The 20,377-nt window shown below is 48.0% G+C and carries 15 protein-coding genes and 1 other annotated feature; of the genes, 7 read left to right on the forward strand and 8 right to left on the reverse strand.

Translation table 11 applies throughout. The features are described from left to right. Positions 1 to 131: 131 nt before the first annotated feature. Both MKX68_RS07525 and MKX68_RS07530 read left to right on the forward strand, forming a co-directional pair. On the forward strand, positions 132 to 1,175 hold the full coding sequence (locus MKX68_RS07525) for an LCP family protein (RefSeq protein WP_091018703.1): 1,044 nt from the start codon (positions 132 to 134) through the stop codon (positions 1,173 to 1,175). A gap of 131 nt (positions 1,176 to 1,306) precedes the next feature. Continuing rightward, positions 1,307 to 2,626 (forward strand): glutamate-1-semialdehyde 2,1-aminomutase, encoded by a 1,320-nt coding sequence (locus MKX68_RS07530; RefSeq protein WP_340910547.1) that lies wholly within the window; start codon positions 1,307 to 1,309, stop codon positions 2,624 to 2,626. 135 nt (positions 2,627 to 2,761) lie between these two features. Here the strand turns inward: MKX68_RS07530 and MKX68_RS07535 are convergent, their stop codons facing one another. Then, a complete protein-coding gene (locus tag MKX68_RS07535; RefSeq protein WP_340910549.1) occupies positions 2,762 to 4,156 on the reverse strand; it encodes an aminotransferase-like domain-containing protein in 1,395 nt (464 codons plus the stop codon). Positions 4,157 to 4,315: 159 nt separating this feature from the next. Here MKX68_RS07535 and MKX68_RS07540 point away from each other — a divergent pair, with 159 nt between their 5' ends. The 5 genes from MKX68_RS07540 (at position 4,316) to MKX68_RS07560 (ending at position 10,505) form a co-directional block, all read left to right on the forward strand. Further along, on the forward strand, positions 4,316 to 5,251 hold the full coding sequence (locus MKX68_RS07540) for a DMT family transporter (RefSeq protein ID WP_338590742.1): 936 nt from the start codon (positions 4,316 to 4,318) through the stop codon (positions 5,249 to 5,251). Between the two features lie 27 nt (positions 5,252 to 5,278). Next, positions 5,279 to 5,592, forward strand: a binding site (T-box leader). Positions 5,593 to 5,732: 140 nt separating this feature from the next. Next, positions 5,733 to 6,725, forward strand: coding sequence for a tryptophan--tRNA ligase (gene trpS / locus MKX68_RS07545; RefSeq protein ID WP_338590740.1), 993 nt, complete (start codon positions 5,733 to 5,735; stop codon positions 6,723 to 6,725). A 69-nt stretch (positions 6,726 to 6,794) separates the two neighbouring features. Further along, a complete protein-coding gene (locus tag MKX68_RS07550) occupies positions 6,795 to 7,901 on the forward strand; it encodes a GerAB/ArcD/ProY family transporter (RefSeq protein ID WP_338590738.1) in 1,107 nt (368 codons plus the stop codon). Next, positions 7,882 to 9,351, forward strand: coding sequence for a spore germination protein (locus MKX68_RS07555; protein WP_289391102.1), 1,470 nt, complete (start codon positions 7,882 to 7,884; stop codon positions 9,349 to 9,351). Before MKX68_RS07550 ends, MKX68_RS07555 begins: the two co-directional genes overlap by 20 nt. Next, entirely contained in the window at positions 9,348 to 10,505 is a 1,158-nt protein-coding gene (locus MKX68_RS07560; RefSeq protein ID WP_340910554.1) for a Ger(x)C family spore germination protein, read from the forward strand. The genes MKX68_RS07555 and MKX68_RS07560 overlap by 4 nt, the downstream gene beginning before the upstream one ends. An 86-nt stretch (positions 10,506 to 10,591) precedes the next feature. Here the strand turns inward: MKX68_RS07560 and MKX68_RS07565 are convergent, their stop codons facing one another. From MKX68_RS07565 to MKX68_RS07595, 7 genes are all read right to left on the reverse strand, one after another. Further along, positions 10,592 to 11,008: a sensory rhodopsin transducer gene (locus MKX68_RS07565; RefSeq protein ID WP_340910556.1), complete on the reverse strand. Its 417-nt coding sequence runs from the start codon at positions 11,006 to 11,008 to the stop codon at positions 10,592 to 10,594. A gap of 1,290 nt (positions 11,009 to 12,298) precedes the next feature. After that, positions 12,299 to 13,507: a rhamnogalacturonan acetylesterase gene (locus MKX68_RS07570; protein ID WP_445671111.1), complete on the reverse strand. Its 1,209-nt coding sequence runs from the start codon at positions 13,505 to 13,507 to the stop codon at positions 12,299 to 12,301. Between the two features lie 105 nt (positions 13,508 to 13,612). Further along, positions 13,613 to 14,452: a carbohydrate ABC transporter permease gene (locus MKX68_RS07575; RefSeq protein WP_338590729.1), complete on the reverse strand. Its 840-nt coding sequence runs from the start codon at positions 14,450 to 14,452 to the stop codon at positions 13,613 to 13,615. Positions 14,453 to 14,454: 2 nt separating this feature from the next. Further along, the gene (locus tag MKX68_RS07580) at positions 14,455 to 15,357 is read right to left on the reverse strand and encodes a carbohydrate ABC transporter permease (RefSeq protein ID WP_047841423.1); all 903 of its coding nucleotides are present in this window, start codon (positions 15,355 to 15,357) and stop codon (positions 14,455 to 14,457) included. Positions 15,358 to 15,496: 139 nt separating this feature from the next. Beyond that, positions 15,497 to 16,780, reverse strand: coding sequence for an ABC transporter substrate-binding protein (locus MKX68_RS07585; RefSeq protein WP_338590726.1), 1,284 nt, complete (start codon positions 16,778 to 16,780; stop codon positions 15,497 to 15,499). Between the two features lie 221 nt (positions 16,781 to 17,001). Continuing rightward, a complete protein-coding gene (locus tag MKX68_RS07590; RefSeq protein ID WP_338590724.1) occupies positions 17,002 to 18,555 on the reverse strand; it encodes a response regulator in 1,554 nt (517 codons plus the stop codon). Further along, a complete protein-coding gene (locus tag MKX68_RS07595) occupies positions 18,530 to 20,317 on the reverse strand; it encodes a sensor histidine kinase (RefSeq protein WP_340910564.1) in 1,788 nt (595 codons plus the stop codon). Before MKX68_RS07595 ends, MKX68_RS07590 begins: the two co-directional genes overlap by 26 nt. Positions 20,318 to 20,377 lie beyond the last annotated feature (60 nt).

A 20,377-nucleotide genomic window follows, 5' to 3' on the forward strand; every position in this document is an offset into this window, starting at 1 on the left:
CTTTAAAATAGTCTGGAGCCGCGTCCTGCCCTTATGTTGGGAAAAGACGTGTACGGAAAGCTTCGACTAGATCTTACTTGAATACTCGAACTCGTTTTTTTATTTCATCTCAAATACAAAGGAGAGCTAGCATGACCAGAAAGACGAAGAGAACCATATGGATTTCTCTTGCCGCCTTCGTGTTAATTATCGGAGGAGCAGCGGCATATTATTTCGGTTCTATTCTCAATCAGTTGGACGGTTTGGCAAAAGACGGCGACGAATCACCATTCGCAGGTATCGAGAATGTGGAGAAAGTAAATACTCCTGACCCTCCAAAATGGGAAGGCACAGAAACGGTAAATATTCTCGTTATGGGTGTCGATGCGCGCGGATTGAAAAAAGGTGAAGTTCCCCGCTCCGACAGCATGATGGTTGTATCGCTCGACCCACTTACCAAAAAAATCAATCTGTTCTCCATTCTGCGCGACACTTACGTCAATATTGACGGATATGGCAAGGAACGGATCAACACTGCCATCACCCATGGTCCTAATGCAGCGATGCAAGCTGCCGGCGACCTGCTCGGCATTCCTGTACAGTATTATGTGTATACGGATTTCCAGGGATTCATCAAATTGGTGGATGCCGTTGGCGGTGTTGATTTTGATGTGGAGAAAGACATGCACTATACAAGTAAAGCAGACAATAACGAATACGATATTGATCTCAAAAAAGGGTATCAGCATCTGGATGGCGAAACAGCCCTCATGTACGTTCGTTTCCGCCATGATGCGATGTCGGATTTCGCTCGTTCCGAGCGTCAGCGTGAGTTGCTGAAAGCTGTGACGGCGAAAATGCAGTCAACAACAACCATTGCCAAGCTGCCTTCCATTCTGGAACAGGTTAATCCTTATGTGGATACGAATCTGACACTCTCCGATATGTGGAAACTGGGTGGCCTCGGTTACCAGAGCAGCATGAATGGCAGTGAGCAGATCCCGCCAATGAACCTGCTGAAAGAAGAACGTACAGCAGGCGGTGCGCAAGTATTGACGGTTACCAATGAAGAGAAATTGAAGCAGCATATTCAGGATATTATTCACCCGCCTGCTACAACGGATGATAGTACAACCAGCACCGAAGATAAAACAGCCAGTGGTGACGATCAAAAGTCAGAGCAACCGGCTCAGTAATCTAAACATGCAGAGGGCAGCCATTACGCTGCCCTCTCGTTGTGCCCGGTTATACTATTATGAGAAAATCATCATATCTTTCTGTAGCTTGTACCTTTATCATATTTTGCATTACGAAAGGAAGTTATCTTATGAATACATCACGTTCCCGTTCCGAACTTCTATACGCAGAAGCACTTGAACATATTGTTGGGGGGGTTAACAGCCCTTCACGCTCGTTCAAAGCCGTTGGTGGTGGTGCACCTGTATTTATGAAAAAAGCCCAAGGCGCCCACTTCTGGGATGTCGATGACAACCGTTATATTGATTATCTGGCCGCTTACGGTCCGATTGTTACAGGACATGCTCACCCTCATATTACGCAGGCAATTACGGAAGCTGCAGCAAATGGTGTGCTGTACGGTACCCCAACAGAGCTTGAGATCAAGCTCGCCAAAATGCTGAAAGAAACCATTCCTTCCATGGATAAAGTGCGTTTTGTAAACTCCGGTACAGAGGCGGTTATGACCACGATTCGCGTAGCCCGTGCCTACACCAAACGCAACAAGATCGTAAAATTCGCCGGATGTTACCACGGTCACTCGGATCTGGTGCTTGTGGCTGCGGGTTCTGGGCCGTCCACGCTCGGAATTCCTGACAGTGCGGGAGTTCCAGCCAGTATTGCACAAGAAGTCATTACTGTGCCCTACAATGATCTGGAAGCCCTGAAGGATGCTTTGGAGCGCTGGGGTGACGATGTTGCCGCAGTCATGGTTGAACCAATCGTTGGGAACTTCGGTATGGTTATGCCGGAGCCTGGCTTCCTGGAAGGTCTCTGTGCCATGACACGGGCCAACGGCTCACTGGTTATCTATGACGAGGTTATTACGGCTTTCCGTTTCCATTACGGTTCTACACAGACGTATGCCGGACTCGATAATCATGCGGAGATTGAACCGGATCTGACGGCTCTTGGTAAAATTATTGGTGGGGGCCTGCCAATCGGTGCTTACGGTGGACGCAAACATGTTATGGAGCAGGTTGCTCCACTCGGGCCGGCTTATCAGGCGGGAACGATGGCTGGTAACCCTGCATCCATCTCAGCTGGTATCGCATGTCTGGAGGTCCTGCAAGGCGCAGGTGTATACGAAGAGATGGAACGCCTTGCTATCGACCTGACAGCAGGTTTGCAAGCTTCTGCTGACCGTCATGGGATTGCACTGACAATCAACCGGATCCGCGGTGCGTTCTCCACCCATTTCTGTGACCATCCGGTTACGAATTATGATCATGCTCAAGACACGGATGGAGAGCTGTTTGCTTCCTTCTTCCGTCACATGCTGAACCGTGGCATTAACCTGGCTCCATCCAAATATGAGGCTTGGTTCCTGACCACGGCCCATACAGACGAGGATGTTCAGGCTACATTGGAAGCTGCAGAAGCTTCCTTCAAGGCGATGGCTCAGGAATAAATCGGATTATTTCCATTTACAATATAGCGTACAAGCTGTATGGTCGGTGGAAAACAATTCATGGAAAAGGCGTCCAACAAGTGATCAACTTGTGTGGACGCCTTTTGTTATATACGGACACTCCGATTCTTCACGTTATTTCTGCCTGATCTGAAGTTTCAAAATTTCCTCCCGGATCACCTGCATCCCTTCTTCGATTCTCTGCTTCGGCACATTGGAGATGTTCAATCGCAGCATTTGATCCTCATGCACCTGATATGTTCCCTCCGGATAATACCGTTCTGTCGTATCAACGATGACACCACGCTTTTGAAGCCGGGATAGCAGAACACGAAGCGGCATGTCGCCCGCCAAAGGCAATACGGTATGCTCCCCTCCTGTTCGAGGAGCCTCCATAAATGGAGCAAAGTCTGTATATGTGTCCAGTTGCTCATGCACCGTGTTCATCCGGGCAGCATAGCGGTTACGAATCACTTTCCTGTGATGAGCAAACATTCCGCTGTGGACATAGATCTCCAGAACAGCTTGAGACAGGACTGAAGTGTCGATATCGAGCATTTTTTTGTATGCACCAAACGATTCAATTAGAGGCGAAGGCAGAACAGCTACACCAATGCGCAAGCCTGGAAACAAAATTTTGGAGTAACTCTTCAGATAGATGACCCGGCCTTCCGTATCATATGACCATAGCGGGTCCTGTTTCGTATTGTCCTCCAGATCAGCCAGATAATCGTCCTCCACCAGATAGACATCGTACCGCTGAGCAAGCCGGATCAATCTCTTCTTCTCCGCAACAGTTAACGATGTGCCAATTGGATTGTGAAAGCGCGGCATGACATAGAAAAACTTGATATCTCCCTCAGCGAACTGACGTTCAAGCGATGCCCAGTCCAGCCCAGCCAGGGTACGTCTCACACCGGCAATCGGCACATTCAATCCACTCAGTAGCGAGGGCATATTATGATAGGTCGGTAGTTCAAGCAGTACTTTTCTCTTTCCATTGGGAAAAGACATCAATGCAAGTACAGCCAGTGCCTGTTGCACACCTGACGTGATAAAGAACTGCTCTGTTCTCGCAAACACCTGATAATCCGAAAACTGCTTCTGCAACAGCAGAATTAGCGAAGGTAATCCCTGATCCGTGCCATACATAAATAACTCTGCCTGCTTCTTCTCCATCGCCTGATCCACACAGTGACGAAAGTCTGCATAAGGGAACACCCTTGGATCGGGAGCAGCTGAAGCAAAGTCCAACGCTCCCTGCCAGTCCATGTCCTGAGCACCTGTCCCGTTCTGTACAGCATAATATCCGGATTGAGGTATGGCGTACACCAAATGCCGCTGTTCCAGCCACTCATATGCTCGAATCGCTGTACTTACACTGCATTGATATTGTTCTGCTACAACTCGAACTGCTGGCAGTCGAATGCCCTTATCCGCCCACTGGCGACGATCCTGCTGCTGCATCTGTTCCTGAATCCATTGCTTTAACGCTTCGGCAATCACTTCGTATTTTCTCAATGCACCCATCCCTCTCCAACAACTGTACCGATACAGTTTAACCTTTTATCTATTGTAGCACGATGCACCCGGCAGTATATTGAATAAGGCCAGCACATGCCTCGAACCTGACATAATTCAGGATAATGAAAGATAAAACGCTATGACTACTGTATTGGAGGAGCATTCATGAACACAACACACACTCGGGGATATGCTTATATCGCAGCTATACTGTACGCAGCTATTATAGGTCTATCTTTTCTATTTGTTAAAATGACCGTCACTGTTGCACATCCGATTGATGTGCTTGCCCACCGATTCGCGCTGTCGTTGATCGTTGTCAGCATTCCTATCATTTTTGGCTGGATCAAAATTCGACTTAGCCTTCGTGATCTGTGGAGAATTATTCCACTGGGGCTGTTATCTCCCGTTTTATTTTTTGCCTTTCAAGCCTTTGGACTTGTATCTTCCAACTCATCGGAAGCTGGTATTATTCAGGCTATGGCTCCTGTATTCACACTCGTTCTCGCTTCAGTTTTCCTGAAGGAACGCACATCCACGATGCAGAAGATGTACCTGCTTCTGTCTGTCGCTGGAGTAGTTTTTATCTTCATAATGCAAGGAAGCGGCATGTCTATAGGTAACCTGAAAGGCATTGCATTATTGCTGTTATCCACAGTCTGTTTTGCAGGGTATGGTGTGCTTGCAAGACCATTAACCCAGAAGTACAAACCAATGGAACTAACATGGGTCACATTAATGGTTGGCTGTATTGTATTTAACGCCGCTTCCCTGATCCGTCATGCTTCCAGCGGTTCCATGATGGACTACATCAAACCACTTGGAGATACATCCTATCTGGGTGCGCTCGCTTATCTGGCAATTCTCTCCACCATGATCTCCACCCTGCTCGCGAGCTATGCTCTGACCCATCTGGAGGCTTCGCAAATGAGTGTATTCAGCAATCTGTCCACGCTCATCTCCATCGTAGGAGGTGCATGGATATTGCATGAACCAGTGGGTAGCTACCACTATATTGGTGCATTGTTGATTATCGCTGGTGTGCTTGGCACCAATATGAGTGGTCGCAAACATAGGCTGGTCAGTGGAATCAAAGCGTGATATAATTCTGGAAATTGTAAACATTTGTTATCCACGATGATGAAGAGAAGTACATATGTCAGGATGCTACAGAGAGCCGGCGGCTGGTGGGAGTCGGTGCATCGGATATGTGGAAATGGGCTTCGGAGTTCCAAGTTGAACCAAGTCTGTATCCGTTCCTAGGAATACACACTTTCAGTAGGCGAGGCGGCATGTCCAGCCGTTATCCATGGACAGGATATCGATAGGCATGGAAGCTCATAAAAGAGCTCCTGGTAGATACCTCATCCGTATCCCTCAAGTGGGCCGCAACAGAGCGGCCAATGAAGGTGGCACCGCGAGGCACAAGCTTCGTCCTTTATTCTGTTCCCAACCGGGGAATGGGATAAAAGACGAAGCTTTTTTGATTTTTTTGCAGGCTGAAAGGAGGTGATGGTCGTGGAAGACGGCTGGTGGCGACAGCTCAATGTTGAAAAATCACAAAACCAAAGGAGAATAAACCATGAACAAAAACAAGGATATTATTTTGACAGGAGATCGGACTACCGGACAACTTCATCTCGGCCATTACGTAGGCAGCCTGCGCAGTCGGGTACAATTGCAGGAAGAGTACAAAACCTATATTTTACTGGCAGATGTTCAGGCACTCACCACCCACTATGATCAACCTGGCCTGATTTCAGATAGTGTTCATCAAGTCACGCTTGATTACCTCGCCGTAGGCATTGATCCGAACAAAGCTACCCTGTTCATTCAATCCATGATTCCGGAAATTGCGGAATTGACTGTGATCTTCTCCATGTTTGTTACCGTCAATACACTCCGGCATAATCCGACCATCAAGAGCGAAGCACGTGATCGCGGATATACCGACCTGTACTACGGATTTCTTGGATATCCGGTCAGTCAGGCTGCTGATATTGCATTCTGTAAAGCCACCCTTGTTCCGGCAGGGGAAGATCAGATTCCTCACATTGAGACAGCACGAAAATTGGTTCGCCGGTTCAACGAGTTATACGCTCCCATTCTCCCCGAACCCCGCATTTTGACCGGAGAGCGGCTTGGAGGACTGGATGGCGTTGGTAAGATGAGCAAAAGCATGGGGAATGCGATCTCATTAAATGCAAGTCCTGAAGATGTAAAAGCCAAATTGATCAAGGCCAAGACTGATCCTGCCCGCATCCATCGTTCTGATCCAGGACACCCGGATATCTGCCCTGTTTTTGCCTATCATCAGCTTTTCCGCAAGGAGAACGCAGACGAAATACATGCCGGTTGCAGTCAGGGGCGGATTGGATGCAAAGATTGTAAACAGATCGCAGGTGAAGCCATCAATGATCTGCTTGCTCCTTTTCGCGAACGACGGAATTATTATGAACAGCGTGATGATCAAGTGAAAGAGATTCTTATCGAGGGTACCCGTGAGGCCAGGAAAGCGGCCCGGGAAACGATGTTAGAGGTAAGAGAAGCCATGGGTATTCGTTATTTTGACTGACAGTATGAAGCGCTCCAATCCCGTTAACACTGCTGAGGACAGTCTATCGGGAAAAGGAGACCCCTCAGCATGAAACGAACACAACCTTCTTTTTTACAAGCTATGATGTTGATCATGTTGTCCGTTGGCTTGATCAGCCATGTTCTAATTATTCCTGCCCTTTTGGCTGCGGCCAAAAGGGATTCTTGGATTTCCGTCCTGTTATCAGCCGGACCATTTCTGATATTTGCGCTAATGCTCGCTTATGTCTCTCGTTTCCTCCAGCATCAAACCTTGCATGAATGGTTAACATCCCGTCTCGGCAAGCCCATTGGCATGTTATTTCGAGTTGGGAACAGCCTCTTTTTTCTGAGCGCAATCTATTTCACCCTGCACGATACCACCACTTGGGCCAAAACAAATTATCTGACAGAAACGCCAATTCTGGTAACCAGTATTGCCATCATGTCTCTCTGTGCCTATGGGGCATATAAAGGTATCCGCTCACTGGCATTTACGGCAGGATTGATCCTTCCACTAGTGGTACTGCTGGGCTTCTATGTTGCAATTGTGAACACTCAATACAAGGATTATAGCCGTCTCCTGCCTGTGTTAGAACATGGCTGGCATCCGGTGCTGAATGGCATGATTTACAGTCTTGCAGGCATGTTTGAACTGCTGTTCATCTGGTATATCCAGCCTCATCTCTCCAAACGTATACGTGTATGGCAGTATCTGATGCTCGCACTCATTCTTGTGGGACTGACTGTCGGCCCACTCATCGGGGCGATTGTGGAATTCGATCCTTTTGAGGCTGCCAAAATGAGATATCCCGCCTTTGAAGAATGGCGAATTGCCTCCTTGGGCAAATACATCGCCCAAACCGACTTCTTTTCCATCTACCAATGGCTCGCAGGCTCGTTCACCCGGATTAGTCTCGCCATGTATATTGTAGTAGAAATATGGAATATTAAGAGCTCTACCAGAAGGCTTATCAGTTGTATCTCGTTAGGTGTCTTCTTTATTCTAACTATGTTGTATCCTCTGGATGATATGACCTTCGAAAAGCTTCTGGTCGAATACATATTTCCGTTCAATCTCTTGTATCTGAGCGGACTTGCGATTATCGCGACGACGGTTGCCTTTATCCATTCACGCCATCAGAGGAGGAAACATCATGGAGCATCAAGCGATTGACACCACGTCCCATGAAACACTGCTTGCCTCTTTGAAAGAGCAGTTCAATCCATGCGCAGATGTTGTTATTCAGACCTTTCCTGTCAAAGATGAATCCGATCAGCCAGTCATTTTGCTCTATTGCGAAGGACTGGTCGACGGCAAACAAATCAATCAATTTATTATTCCCCGTCTGGAACAACACTCCCTGATCATTGAGGAATCACATCCCCACGAACTGGGATTAACCTTAAATCCGATTGAGGATCTCACTGATTCCAAGAAACTTAATCTTTTGATTTTTAGTGGACAACTACTGATCATTTTTGGTAATGGTGTGCAGGCCTGCAGTCTGGATATCGCTGATATCCCGGGACGCAGTCCAGAAGAATCAGCCATTGAAACATCAGTTAAAGGCCCGCGCGATGGATTCACCGAAGAACTCACTACCAACGTGGCCCTTATTCGCAAACGAATGAAAACATCTTCGATGTGTTATGAGAAATATGTCAAAGGTGGTCGCACCCAAACTGCCATTGGACTTCTATATGTGAAAGATATTATTAATCCAGACATTCTGAAAGAAGCACAACACAATCTGGATCAGATTGAGATTGACGGCATTCTGGGTACCTCAATCATGGAGCGAGCTGTCATGGGAGGGATTCGGAGTATTTTTCCACTCACAGATAATACTGAACGTCCTGATTTTGTCGTCGATTCCCTGTTAAATGGACGTTTTGCCGTTCTCATTGAAGGTTCTCCTGTGGCGGTCATCGCACCAACTACACTTTTCAATCAGTTGAAGTCCCCGGAAGACAAAAGCACACCTTTTTTCATCGTTACCTTCGAACGGATTTTGCGTATTTCCGGTCTGCTGATTGCCTGTTTCTTCCCAGCCTTCTACATCGGCCTGACCAGTTTCAATGTGGAACAGATTCCGCTACCTCTCTTGGCTACAATTGCTGGTACTAGAATGGGCCTGCCCATGCCGGTGACGCTGGAAGCCTTTTTAATGATTTTTATGTTCGAGCTATTTAACGAAGCCGGTCGGCGGTTACCACGTGCGTTAGGGCAGACGGTCAGCGTGGTCGGCGGACTTATCATCGGGGATGCAGCCATTCGTGCCGGGATTACATCGCCCACCATCATAGTTACGGTAGCGATCTCAGTCATCTCCAGCTATATTCTCGTGAATACCGTGCTCAGCGGGGCTACTGCACAAATTCGTATCGGAATGCTCATTATTTCTTCGATCCTTGGATTATTTGGATTTATGATCGGACTGTTCGCTCTGTTGGTACACCTCGTATCGTTGGAGTGTTATGGCGTATCCTATCTGTCACCCGTATCTCCCTACATTCCAGGAGACTTCACTCAGGCCGTATCCATGCCCCCTTCCATGAAAAAAAACAAGCGTCCAGAAGCACTTCACACCCAAGATTCCACTCGCTGGAGAAAACGGTCATGACCAGATGGATGTCCATGAGTGGCCTACTTGCGGGGTGCTTGATCCTGCTAACGGGATGCTGGGATTCCAAAGAGGTGCAAAGTATTAACTTCATCACGGCCATTGGAATAGACTATGTGGACAACCAATATATTGCGTATGCCCAGTTGATTGACTTCTCCAGTATTGCAAAACAGGAAACGCCAACTTCCCGGGAAACAAGGGATATCTGGATTGGACGGGGCGAAGGTTCAACACTGAGCATGGCTATTAACGACTTGTATGAAACATCACAGCAGCAAACGCTCTGGACTCATGTTAAAGCCATTGTTTTATCGAAAAATGCTCTGGAAGGGAAGCTGGAGGATATATTTAATACGTTGCTGCATTCAGGTCAACTGAGATATACACCCTGGATTTACGCGACAGAGCAGAACATTCCGGATGTGCTCTCCCCATCTGCGCTGCTGAACCAATCTGCCCAGACGATTGAGTTATTCGAGCCCATGAGGCTATACAAACAGCATTCCGGTTTCGAACCTATCCGGCTCCATCAGCTTCTCGATGGACTACGGGAGCCGGCTTCCGTCGTTCTTTTACCCTCGGTATCAACGAGAAACGAGACCTGGTTCAACGGCGATAAAACGCCCCCCCTTGTTAGAATGGATGGGTTTTATGTCATTTCCAATGGCAAAAGTCAGGGTAGAGTTGCAGGAGCAGACACAGATGGTACAAGATACGTAAAATATGAGCGTGTTCATCAATATCCATTGTACGTGTATGGAAATGGTGGGAAGACTCCTGATCTAACCCTGATGCTTCGTCATCCCAAGACTAGAATCAAGGCAAGGAAACAAGGAGACGGCGTCACATTCGATCTGGTTACCTCGGTCAAAAGCTCCATCACCGAAGATCATGGGGCTCCTCGGTCTCCACATGCCATGGAACAGGAAGCGGAGAAACAAATCGAATCCCAAATCCGAGATACGTTCGAAAAAACCAAGTCACGCAAGATCGATTCATACGGTCTCGTGGAACACCTCTATCGCCACAATCTGCCCTTATGGCAACAAGAGGTCTCCCAACGTGCTGACCCCCTGGAGCGTTTCAAGCTCGGCAAAGTAGAGGTCCATGTGGATATCCTTAATGCGAGCACGTATAAATACAGCGATTAAATGAAGAAAAAGAAGCCCCGTGCCTGCATTGGATGCAAGGTTACGGGGCTTCTTACCATCTCCAACTATGTTGTCGATTAGGGAAGTTATCCTAATGGATACGCCATGACACTCATCAAAGCCAATTCAGGCTGGGTCGTGTCCAAACGACTGTACTGGATGATAACGGGGATGTTGCTCGAAACCGTAATTGCATAAGGTACGCCCGTAGGAATAGTCTGCTCCCCGGATCGTAGCGATGCAGTGCGAATATGCTTCGTCCTTCTTGCTGGCACTTCAGCGTCAATACCTTCGAGTGGTTCTCTATCTTCAAAGTAAATCGTGATGTGCAGCTCCGCATCCGTTGCACTGGTGTTCAGTACACAGATGCTTTCGTGACTCTCCAGTGTGCCGCTGCTCTCAGGCGGGATGTAGCCATCCGGAATGACCCAGTAGGTGTGACCTGTCGCTGCTGAAACATTCTTACGGGCAGATGTGCCTGATTCTGTCTGGTCAGGTGTCATTGAAATACATCCTCCTTTTTTTGCGAGTGCAATATAGGTAAAAAATAAATGGGCTCGCGGGGCAGCCGCTTCGGCGGACGGATCGGGCTACAGGCCGCTGTTGGCTCGGGATTTCTATTCAATTCCCCCTCAGCAGGGGAAATCCCGCTCCAAAGGCGGACGCTTCGCTCCCTCTACCCGATTCCGCCCTTCTTCGCTGCTACGCTCGCCTGTTTTTTAAAAGATTATTGCCTTCGCTATTCGCTGGGCAACTTTTGCTGGCTCGTTACTTTGTTTAACTCGCTACAGCTTTTAAACCCTGAATAGCTCGCAGGGCAGTCGCTTCGGCGGACGGATCGGGCTACAGGCCGCTGTTGGCTCGGGATTTCTATTCATTTCCCCTCAGCAGGGGAAATCCCGCTCCAAAGGCGGACGCTTCGCTCCCTCTACCCGATTCTGCCCTCCTCCGCTGCTACGCTCGCCTGTTTTTTTTAAGATTATTGCCTTCGCTCTTTCGCTGGGCAACCTTTGCTGGCTCGTTACTTCGTTTAACTTGCTACAGCTTTTAAACCCTGAATAGCTGCGGGGCAGCCGCTTCGGCGGACGGATCGGGCTACAGGCCGCTGTTGGCTCGGGATTTCTATTCAATTCCCCCTCAGCAGGGGAAATCCCGCTCCAAAGGCGGACGCTTCGCTCCCTCTACCCGATTCCGCCCTTCTTCGCTGCTACGCTCACCTGTTTTTTAAAAGATTATTGCCTTCGCTATTCGCTGGGCAACTTTTGCTGGCTCGTTACTTTGTTTAACTTGCTACAGCTTTTAAACCCTGAATAGCTGCGGGGCAGTCGCTTCGGCGGGCGGATCGGGCTACAGGCCGCTGTTGGCTCGGGATTTCTATTCATTCCCCCTCAGCAGGGGAAATCCCGCTCCAAAGGCGGACGCTTCGCTCCCTCTACCCGATTCCGCCCTCCTCCGCTGCTACGCTCGCTTGTTTTTTAAAAGTTTATTGCCTTCGCTATTGGCTGGGCAACTTTACTGGCTCGTTACTTCGTTTAACTCGCTACAGCTTTTAAACCCTGAATAGCTGCGGGGCAGTCGCTTCGGTGGGCAGATCGGGCTGCGGGCCGCTGTTGGCTCGGGATTTCTATTCATCCCCCCTCAGCAGGGGAAATCCCGCTCCAAAGGCGGACGCTTCGCTCCCTCTACCCGATTCCGCCCTGTTTTTTTTAAGATTATTGCCTTCGCTCTTTCGCTGGGCAACTTTTGCTGGCTCGTTACTTCGTTTAACTTGCTTAATTATTTAGGGCATGAACCTACCGCAGATACATCTGCAACGGTTGCAATTGCAACTCGCGGATGGCTTCTGCCACCTGCTGGGCAAGGCGGCGGGCACCTCGTTCCTGAAAATGCGTGTTATCCTCCACGCCTGAGGGGAAGTTCACATACTCGCCTGGCAGTACCCACATAAAGTCGTCCTTGGTGCCTTCAACGCCCGCCTGCTCGAACAGAAGACGGCTGCGCTCAGCCAGATGGATCAGTGGAACATCTTCCTCTTCCGCCAGCTCACGCATGGCGACGATATAATCGCCATGCGTATCGGTCAAAGTGCCATCATCCGCAAAATAGCGACGATGCACCGGGGTGATGAGCACCGGACGAGCCTTGGCTTCCCGGGCAGCGTCGATATACTTTTTCAAATATTCCTTATATGTTGTGAATGGGTCCGTCCCACGTTCGGGGTCCGGCTTCTCATCGTTATGTCCAAATTGAATAAACAAAAAATCTTCAGGCTTGATTCGCTCCAGAATGGCGCTGAGTCTGCCTTCATTAATAAAACTGCGGGAACTGCGCCCTGACTGGGCGTGATTATCTACTGCCACATCATGTTTGAACTGCGCTGGCAATAACTGGCCCCAACCGCAATACGGATATCCACTTTCCTGCTGATCCGTTACGGTAGAATCCCCGGCAAGAAATACAGTCATGGTCTGATTCGCAAGAGTAATCTCTAACGCATTGATTCTCGGTGCAGGACCAGAGAATGACAGACGAAATCTGCCGCCGCGAACAACGACCGAGAATCGCACCTCTGCACATTGTCCGGGAAGTGTGCGAATGGTTGGCAGTACAAGTCTACCCTCACCAGCTTTCACGCGGGTCACTGTCTCAGCCAATTCATCACCTGCAACGAGTAATACTTGGTAGGTTCCGTCGGGAACATCCACGATGAACGATGCTTTGAGCGGAATACAGAAGCCTGAACGCAATCGAGCAGACATGGTTGTCTGCCCCGGATTGATATGATGTTGTTTCGTGGGATCCGACACATCGTCATCACGAATGCGTTGTTTCTCATACACCAGAGATCCCGCCTCGAATCCGTATCCTCCGCGTTCCTCATATGCGGTTGTTGCAGTTACTTTCAGATAATCCCCTGTCTCATCTACTCTTCCCGAGTCCGGTCCAAAGTTAAACTTCCAGCTGGTCACGGACACTACCTGGCCCTCTGCCGCTGCCTCCATGGCAACGGCCTGACTACCCTGAGCTTTATTCAAAAGCGATAACCTCCTTGGTTAACTTTCGTAAACGTTCATTCGGGCGAAGATACGAAGATACAGTAATCTGGCTTATCCTTTCAATCCGCTGGTGCTCATCCCTTGAACAATTTGTTTCTGGAAGATGAAGAACACAGCTACAACCGGAACCAGACTGACGATGGACATGGCGAACATTGCGCCCCAGTTGGAAGCAGACTCGCTATCCAGGAACATTTTCAACGCCATGGATACGGTATATTTTTCAGGCGAGTTCAGGTACAATACCGGACCGAGCAGATCCTCCCATCTCCAGTAGAAGGAGAAAATCGCTGCAGTTGCCAGAGAAGACTTGATCAGAGGCATAATGATCTGAATATACAGCCTGAATTTGTTACATCCATCGATGGTTGCAGCCTCATCCAGCTCCTTCGGAATCGTTCGTATGAACTGCACCATCAGGAAGATGAAGAAGGGCATTCCGAAAAATGTAGGGACAACGATTGGAAGAATTGTATTCAGCCAACCCAGCTTCGTGAAGATGATGTACTGAGGAACCAATACCACGTCATGTGGCAACATCAGTGTTAACATCATCAAGGAGAACCAAAACGTGCGTCCCTTGAAATTCAGTCTGGCAAAACCGAAAGCGATCAGCGATGACGATATTACAGCACCGATGGTGGAAATAACCACAATTACCAGTGAGTTGGTGATGTAATCCATAAACGGTCTTCCAGCTGTGCCTTTCCAGCCATCCACATAGTTGCTCCAGATCCACTCCGCAGGAAACAGGGTATCCGCTGTGACGAAAATCGTACGGCTTTCCTTGAATGAACTGAATAGCATCCATAGGACGGGATAGAGCATCAGGAGGGCAAGAGCTGCAACGAACAGGTGATAAATGGGCCATTTCACATTTCTCCAAACCATCGTTACTTCCCTCCTTCAGATTCGTAGAACACCCAGTACTTGGATGTCAGGAATACAGCTACCGTGAGTATACCGATCATGATGAGCATGATCCAGGCCATGGCCGAAGCATAACCCATGTTGTTAAACATAAATGCCTGACGGAACAGATACAGAGAGTACAACATCGTACCATCCATTGGACCGCCCTCTCCTTTGGAGATAATGTAGGCAGGTACAAACGTCATGAATGCACCAATCGTTTGCATAATCATATTGAATAGAACGATTGGGCTAAGGAGCGGCAAGGTAATGCTGAAAAATTTCCGAATAGGATTTGCACCATCTACACCTGCTGCCTCGTACATCTCAGTGGGGATATTTTTGAGGCCAGCCAGGAAGATCAGCATGGACGAACCGAACTGCCACACAGACAGTGAGATAAGCATAACGAGGGACGCATTCGGGTCACCAAACCAGCTGATAGGCCCGATCCCAATTGCCGTTAGAGCACTGTTGATAACACCTTCATTACTGAAGAGGTTACGCCACATGATGGATACAGCCACACTACCACCGATAATGGATGGCAGGTAATACAGCGTCCGGTACGTTCCAATCATACGAGAGCCAGTGTTCAGGACCATCGCTACGAAGAGGGCAAAGATCAACCTTAACGGTACCCCAATGAATACATACAGAAACGTCACTTTGACCGAGTTCCAATATTTCGGGTCATCAAAAAACATTTTGGTGTAGTTATCGAGCCCAATCCACCGCGGAGAAGTGAACAAGTTATAACTCGTAAACGACATATATAAGGACACAAACATGGGGATCAGTGTGAAGCCCAGGAATCCAATAATAAACGGGCTTATGAACGCATATCCGGTTAAGTTTCTACGTAACGACGAATACTGCCTCAATGGAACGAACCTCCTTCATGGATCAGCTTGCTCCCTCATCCTTGCTTCGGTCATCTGGACGGGGAAAGGCCCTCGCATTCGCGAGTAGCCCCATTCCCGACCATCCCTGAAGTGGGACGAGCAAGCCATCATTCAACTGTTATTTATTGTTCGCAAGTACAGATTCGGCGTTCTTGCGGAATGTTTCTGCTGCCTGTTCAGGTGTAATTTTGCCAAAGTTCAACTCTTCAACTACATCTGCCAGAGCAGAGATTACTTCCGGTGAACCAACCGGTGGCGGAGAACTCATTGGTGAAGCCTTTGGCTCCATGGCTGCTACGAATTCAAAGACCTGTTTCGTTGCGTCACTCAGCTCAGGTGCGATAGCTTCTTTGATTGCTCCTGAGATTGGTACACCGCGCTCACCTTTGATCAGTTTGTTGGCTTCCACGTCATTCACCCAGAAATCAATGAATTTAGCCGCTTCTTCCTTCACTTTGGAGTTGGACGTCACACCCCAGTACATACTTGGCTGCATATAAAGTCCTTTTTCCATATCTGGTCCTGGCATTGGAGCAATTTCGAGCGGACGGTTCGCTACCTGTTGCAAGGCTACGAACTGGTTGGACCATTGCCATACGCCGATTCCTTTTTCCTTCACCAGATCCGATTCCTCAATAATGCCTTTGGTTTGGTTGGCTACATCCGGTGTAGGTGCTGCGCCCTGCTCAATCATGCGGCGCATAAGTCCGAAGAATTCCACAAACAATTGGTCATCATCATAACCAAGACCAGTTCCTTCTGCATTGTAGAGGGAATGTCCTTTGGTACGCAGGAAGTAGTGGAAGAAAATATCCGGAGCTATCCCTCCATCCAAATACAGACCTTTCTCTGCGGTTTGTTTACCCAGTGCTTCGTATGATTCCCAAGTCATATTGTCAGGGATTGCATCCACGCCTGCTTTTTTAAGCAATGCCGGATCATATTGGAAGCCCAGAACGTTAACACCGGCAGGTACACCGTATTGTTTACCGTTAATTACACCTGTGCTGATAACATTCTCGGACACATCGTCCACTTTGATCTGGTTGCCCAGATAAGGCGCTAGATCCTCAAGCTGACCATTCTGTGCATATTGGCTGATGTAGGAAATATCCATCTGAACGATGTCAGGCAACTGATTTGCCGCTGCTTGTGGTGCGAGCTTTTTCCAGTAGTCATCAAATGAAGCATATTCCACGTCGATTTTGACATTCGGGTTTTTCGATTTGTACAGGTCGATGACCTTCTGTGTATATTCATGCCTTGCATCCGAGCCCCACCAAGCGATCCGCAGGGTAACTGAGTCATCTCCAGATGCTCCTTCAGTTCCTCCACCTGAGCTACATGCCGCTGTAAACACGAGCAAAGCAGCCATCATTAGGAATATTGCCTTTTTCACCATGCCAATCTCCCCTTTTATGTTGATATGGTTGTATGAAAGAGTTATCTTCTCGTTTCTGATAACGCTTTCACAAACTTGTTAATGTCATTTTCGCAAATGTACGACCAGAGTTGAATACACAAAACCGTCTTGTTGGTTCAAAAAACAGAGGAGGACAACAGTCCCCCTCTCGGCGCTGTTCGTCCTCCCCAGACAAGAATCACATGATTGGTAGCCCATTGTTATATGCCGATCCTGCGGAATTCCGTAGGTGTCATCCCCGTCCATTTTTTGAACACCTGACTGAAATACTGTGAATTACCGCCGAATCCGAATAATTCCGCAAGCTCGAATACCTTCACATCCCCGCCTCTGCGAATATGATCACATGCTCGTTCAATGCGCAGACGATTCACGTAGTTGGAGAAATTCTCTCCCGTGACTTTTTTGAAAATTTTACCGAGGTAATCCGGATTCATATATAACATCTGATGGGCGACTCCATTGAGTGAAAGATCTGCCTCTCCATAATGACGATCCACGATGTCCATCATCTTCTCCACGGCTGAAGACTGGCGACTTATATGATTTTTATAATAACCAGAGGTTAACCGGGCTGCACTGCTCGCTACAAAAGACTTCAAAGCAGATAACGTGTCCATATGGGGCAACTCTGCCATACGCTGAGTAAATTCTGTTGCCTCTTCAGGCGGACAGACATGAATCATCGCCGAGTACAGCTGCACTACATACGAACGTGTCACCTCAATCTCCAACTGCTGACCCGATAATAGATCGAAAAGACGATCCACCTCTGCGGCTGTTTCCTCGCTATTGCCCGATTTGATCAACTGACACAACTGCTCGGCATCCTGTTCTACATGCAACCCGTCGCATTCTCCGGCCAGAACCAGATCATTCTTCGTAATCAACTTGCCTTCACCAATAAAGAAGCGATGATTCAAATATTGTAATGCCTCACGGAATAATCGCCGTGACTGGATCATTCGATCTGCTTCGCTCAGTGCAGCGGTCACTTCCAATTTATATAGTCTGGTAAATGCAGCCCGAACTTCTTCAATATTCTCGTTCAGTCCAGCCGGATCAGCTGAATCTGCAAGCAGGATCAAGAGTCTACCTTCAATGGTTGTGCTTAACAGTACATGTGGGAGCAGATCACTGGCGATATTTTTGATGGCAAATAAATGACTGTAATCATGTTCATCTGCAATTCGGAACAGTAGTAACCGAACTTCTGTATCTTCAAGTTCCAGATCAAACAGCTCCTGGTAATATTCCAGATCAACCGGCCCATAGGTTCGGTTCGTCATGAACTCCAGCAAAAATTGTTCCTTTACATGGGGAAGGACCCGTTGCAAACGCTGTTTCATCTCACCAGCGACATGCTCCTTCACCTGCGCATCCTGATGTTCCTGCAACAGTTCAGTTAACGCATCATGGATCTGATTCTCGTTGCAAGGCTTGAGCAAATAATGCTTCACACCATACTGCATCGCTCTACGGGCGTATTCGAACTCTTTATAACCAGATAACATAATGAACCGTACTCCCGGGTATGCTTCGGATGCTTTCTCTATGAGTCCCAGACCATCCAGACCCGGCATGGAAATATCCGTAATGATAATATCGGGTTTCGACTGCCCGATTTTGTCCAGCGCTTCAATCCCATTCCGCGCCGTACCCACTAATTCCGTACCTGCTGCGGCCCAATCGACCACTTGGGATATTCCCTCCAGAATGACACGTTCATCATCTACGAGCATCACTTTGTACATCGTCATCGTCCTCTCTAATCCAAGGTATGCTGATCGATACTACAGTTCCTGATCCGGGCTTGCTGCTCATCACCATTCTGCCTTCTTCGCCAAAGGTCAGCCTGATTCGTTCCTGGATGTTAGATAACCCAATGCCCTGTCCTCTTGTCTGTATACGTCCTTCTTGTAATTGTTCGAGGAATTCCGGTGTCATCCCTGGACCATCGTCCTCGACTTCAATAATGACTTGTTCTCCCTCTGCTCTCGCCCTTATTCGAATTCGGCAAGGATCAATGCTTGGTTCGAGTGCATAATGTATGGCGTTCTCCACCAGCGGTTGCAATGTTAACTTGGGAATTCGTGCTGATCCCACCTCAGGTGCAATTTCCATATCAAAATCCAGTCTTTCTTCAAAACGGGTGCGCTGAATTGTAACGTAGCTGCGGACAATGTCCAGCTCTCTTTCCAGCGTGATCCACTTCTCCGTCATATTCACAGAGCTGCGCAGCAGGAATCCAAGCGCCTCAACCATTTCCGAGATCTGACGTTGTCTCTGTACTTTGGCCATCCAGTTAATGGATTCAAGCGTGTTGTATAGGAAATGAGGATTAATCTGTGCTTGAAGCGCTTTCAACTCAGTCTCACGAATCACCAGTTGCTTCGCATAATTCTCATCAATTAATTCACGAATCCGCTGAAGCATCATCTTGAATGTGCGATGCAGCAGCCCAACCTCATTCTGTGGAGACATCGGAACGTTACCTAAGGCAGCTTCCTCCAATTTATCCAGATCACCTTTTTCGATATTACGCATCTTTTTGATCAACTGCGCAATCGGATGGGTAATACTGCGGGAGAACTTTGCTCCAATTATGAGTGCCCCCAGAAAAATCATGATAAAAATAACCGTGACCAACTGTTTAACAAACTGAATTTTTTTAAACATCTGGTCAAAAGGAGTGGTGTACAGGTACGTCCAGTCTGTGTAGGAAGAATTGGCACGGGCCACAAAGTGTCTCCCCTGCTCAAACATGGCAATTCCATAGGGTTGGGTACGCTTCAGTTCCGATTCAATCTCAGCTTCACTTACCGAAGATTCGGTTGGATAGATTACTTCTTTTCCATCCGAAATCAATAACTGTGAATCCTCTGCGGGTTCCTGCATCTGATCCTGTACGATTCGGTCCAGACGCACTCGGATAATTAGAGTCCCGAGCTTATCCAGTGTAAATGCGCCCCCAGTAAAAGATTTCACCTGTCGTACAGATAAAAGCCTGGCTTGTTTATCCCCGCTAGTGTGCCAGACATTGGAGCCTGTATATTGATCTCCCAGCGATACCAGTTCCCTTTGCTTCGACTCCGAAATCCCTTCCCGGTTCCCTGCAGCCATGACGTTATTATCATTATCGATAAATAGCATGGAATAGACGTATTTCTCAGAACCCGCATAAGCAACCAATCGGTTGGTAATTTTCTTGCGCAGACCATTTCTCTCATATCCCGTCTCGGCCTTTTCAAGTTGAAGCAAATATTGTTGAAGCGGCTCGTCTGACATAACCTTGAAGGAGAGATTGGAAACTTCACGTAGTTGATTCTCAATACCTACCGAGGACATATTGAGGACCTGCGAAGATTTCTCATAGATCTGACGGTCATAGATACTGAACACATATCGGAGTACGGACGCATAAAACGTAAAGCTGATTAACATCAAAAGTCCGATGAGAAGAATCGTTTTGTGATGAATCGGCAGTGTTGTGAAAGCGTTCTTAATTTTGTTCATCCTAAGCGCTCCTTTGGCTTGCGAGGGGTGCCTGCCATGCTATAGGTTAGTGGTTTTATT

This window comes from Paenibacillus sp. FSL M8-0212 (genome assembly GCF_038004645.1).
Classification (GTDB): Bacteria; Bacillota; Bacilli; order Paenibacillales; family Paenibacillaceae; genus Paenibacillus.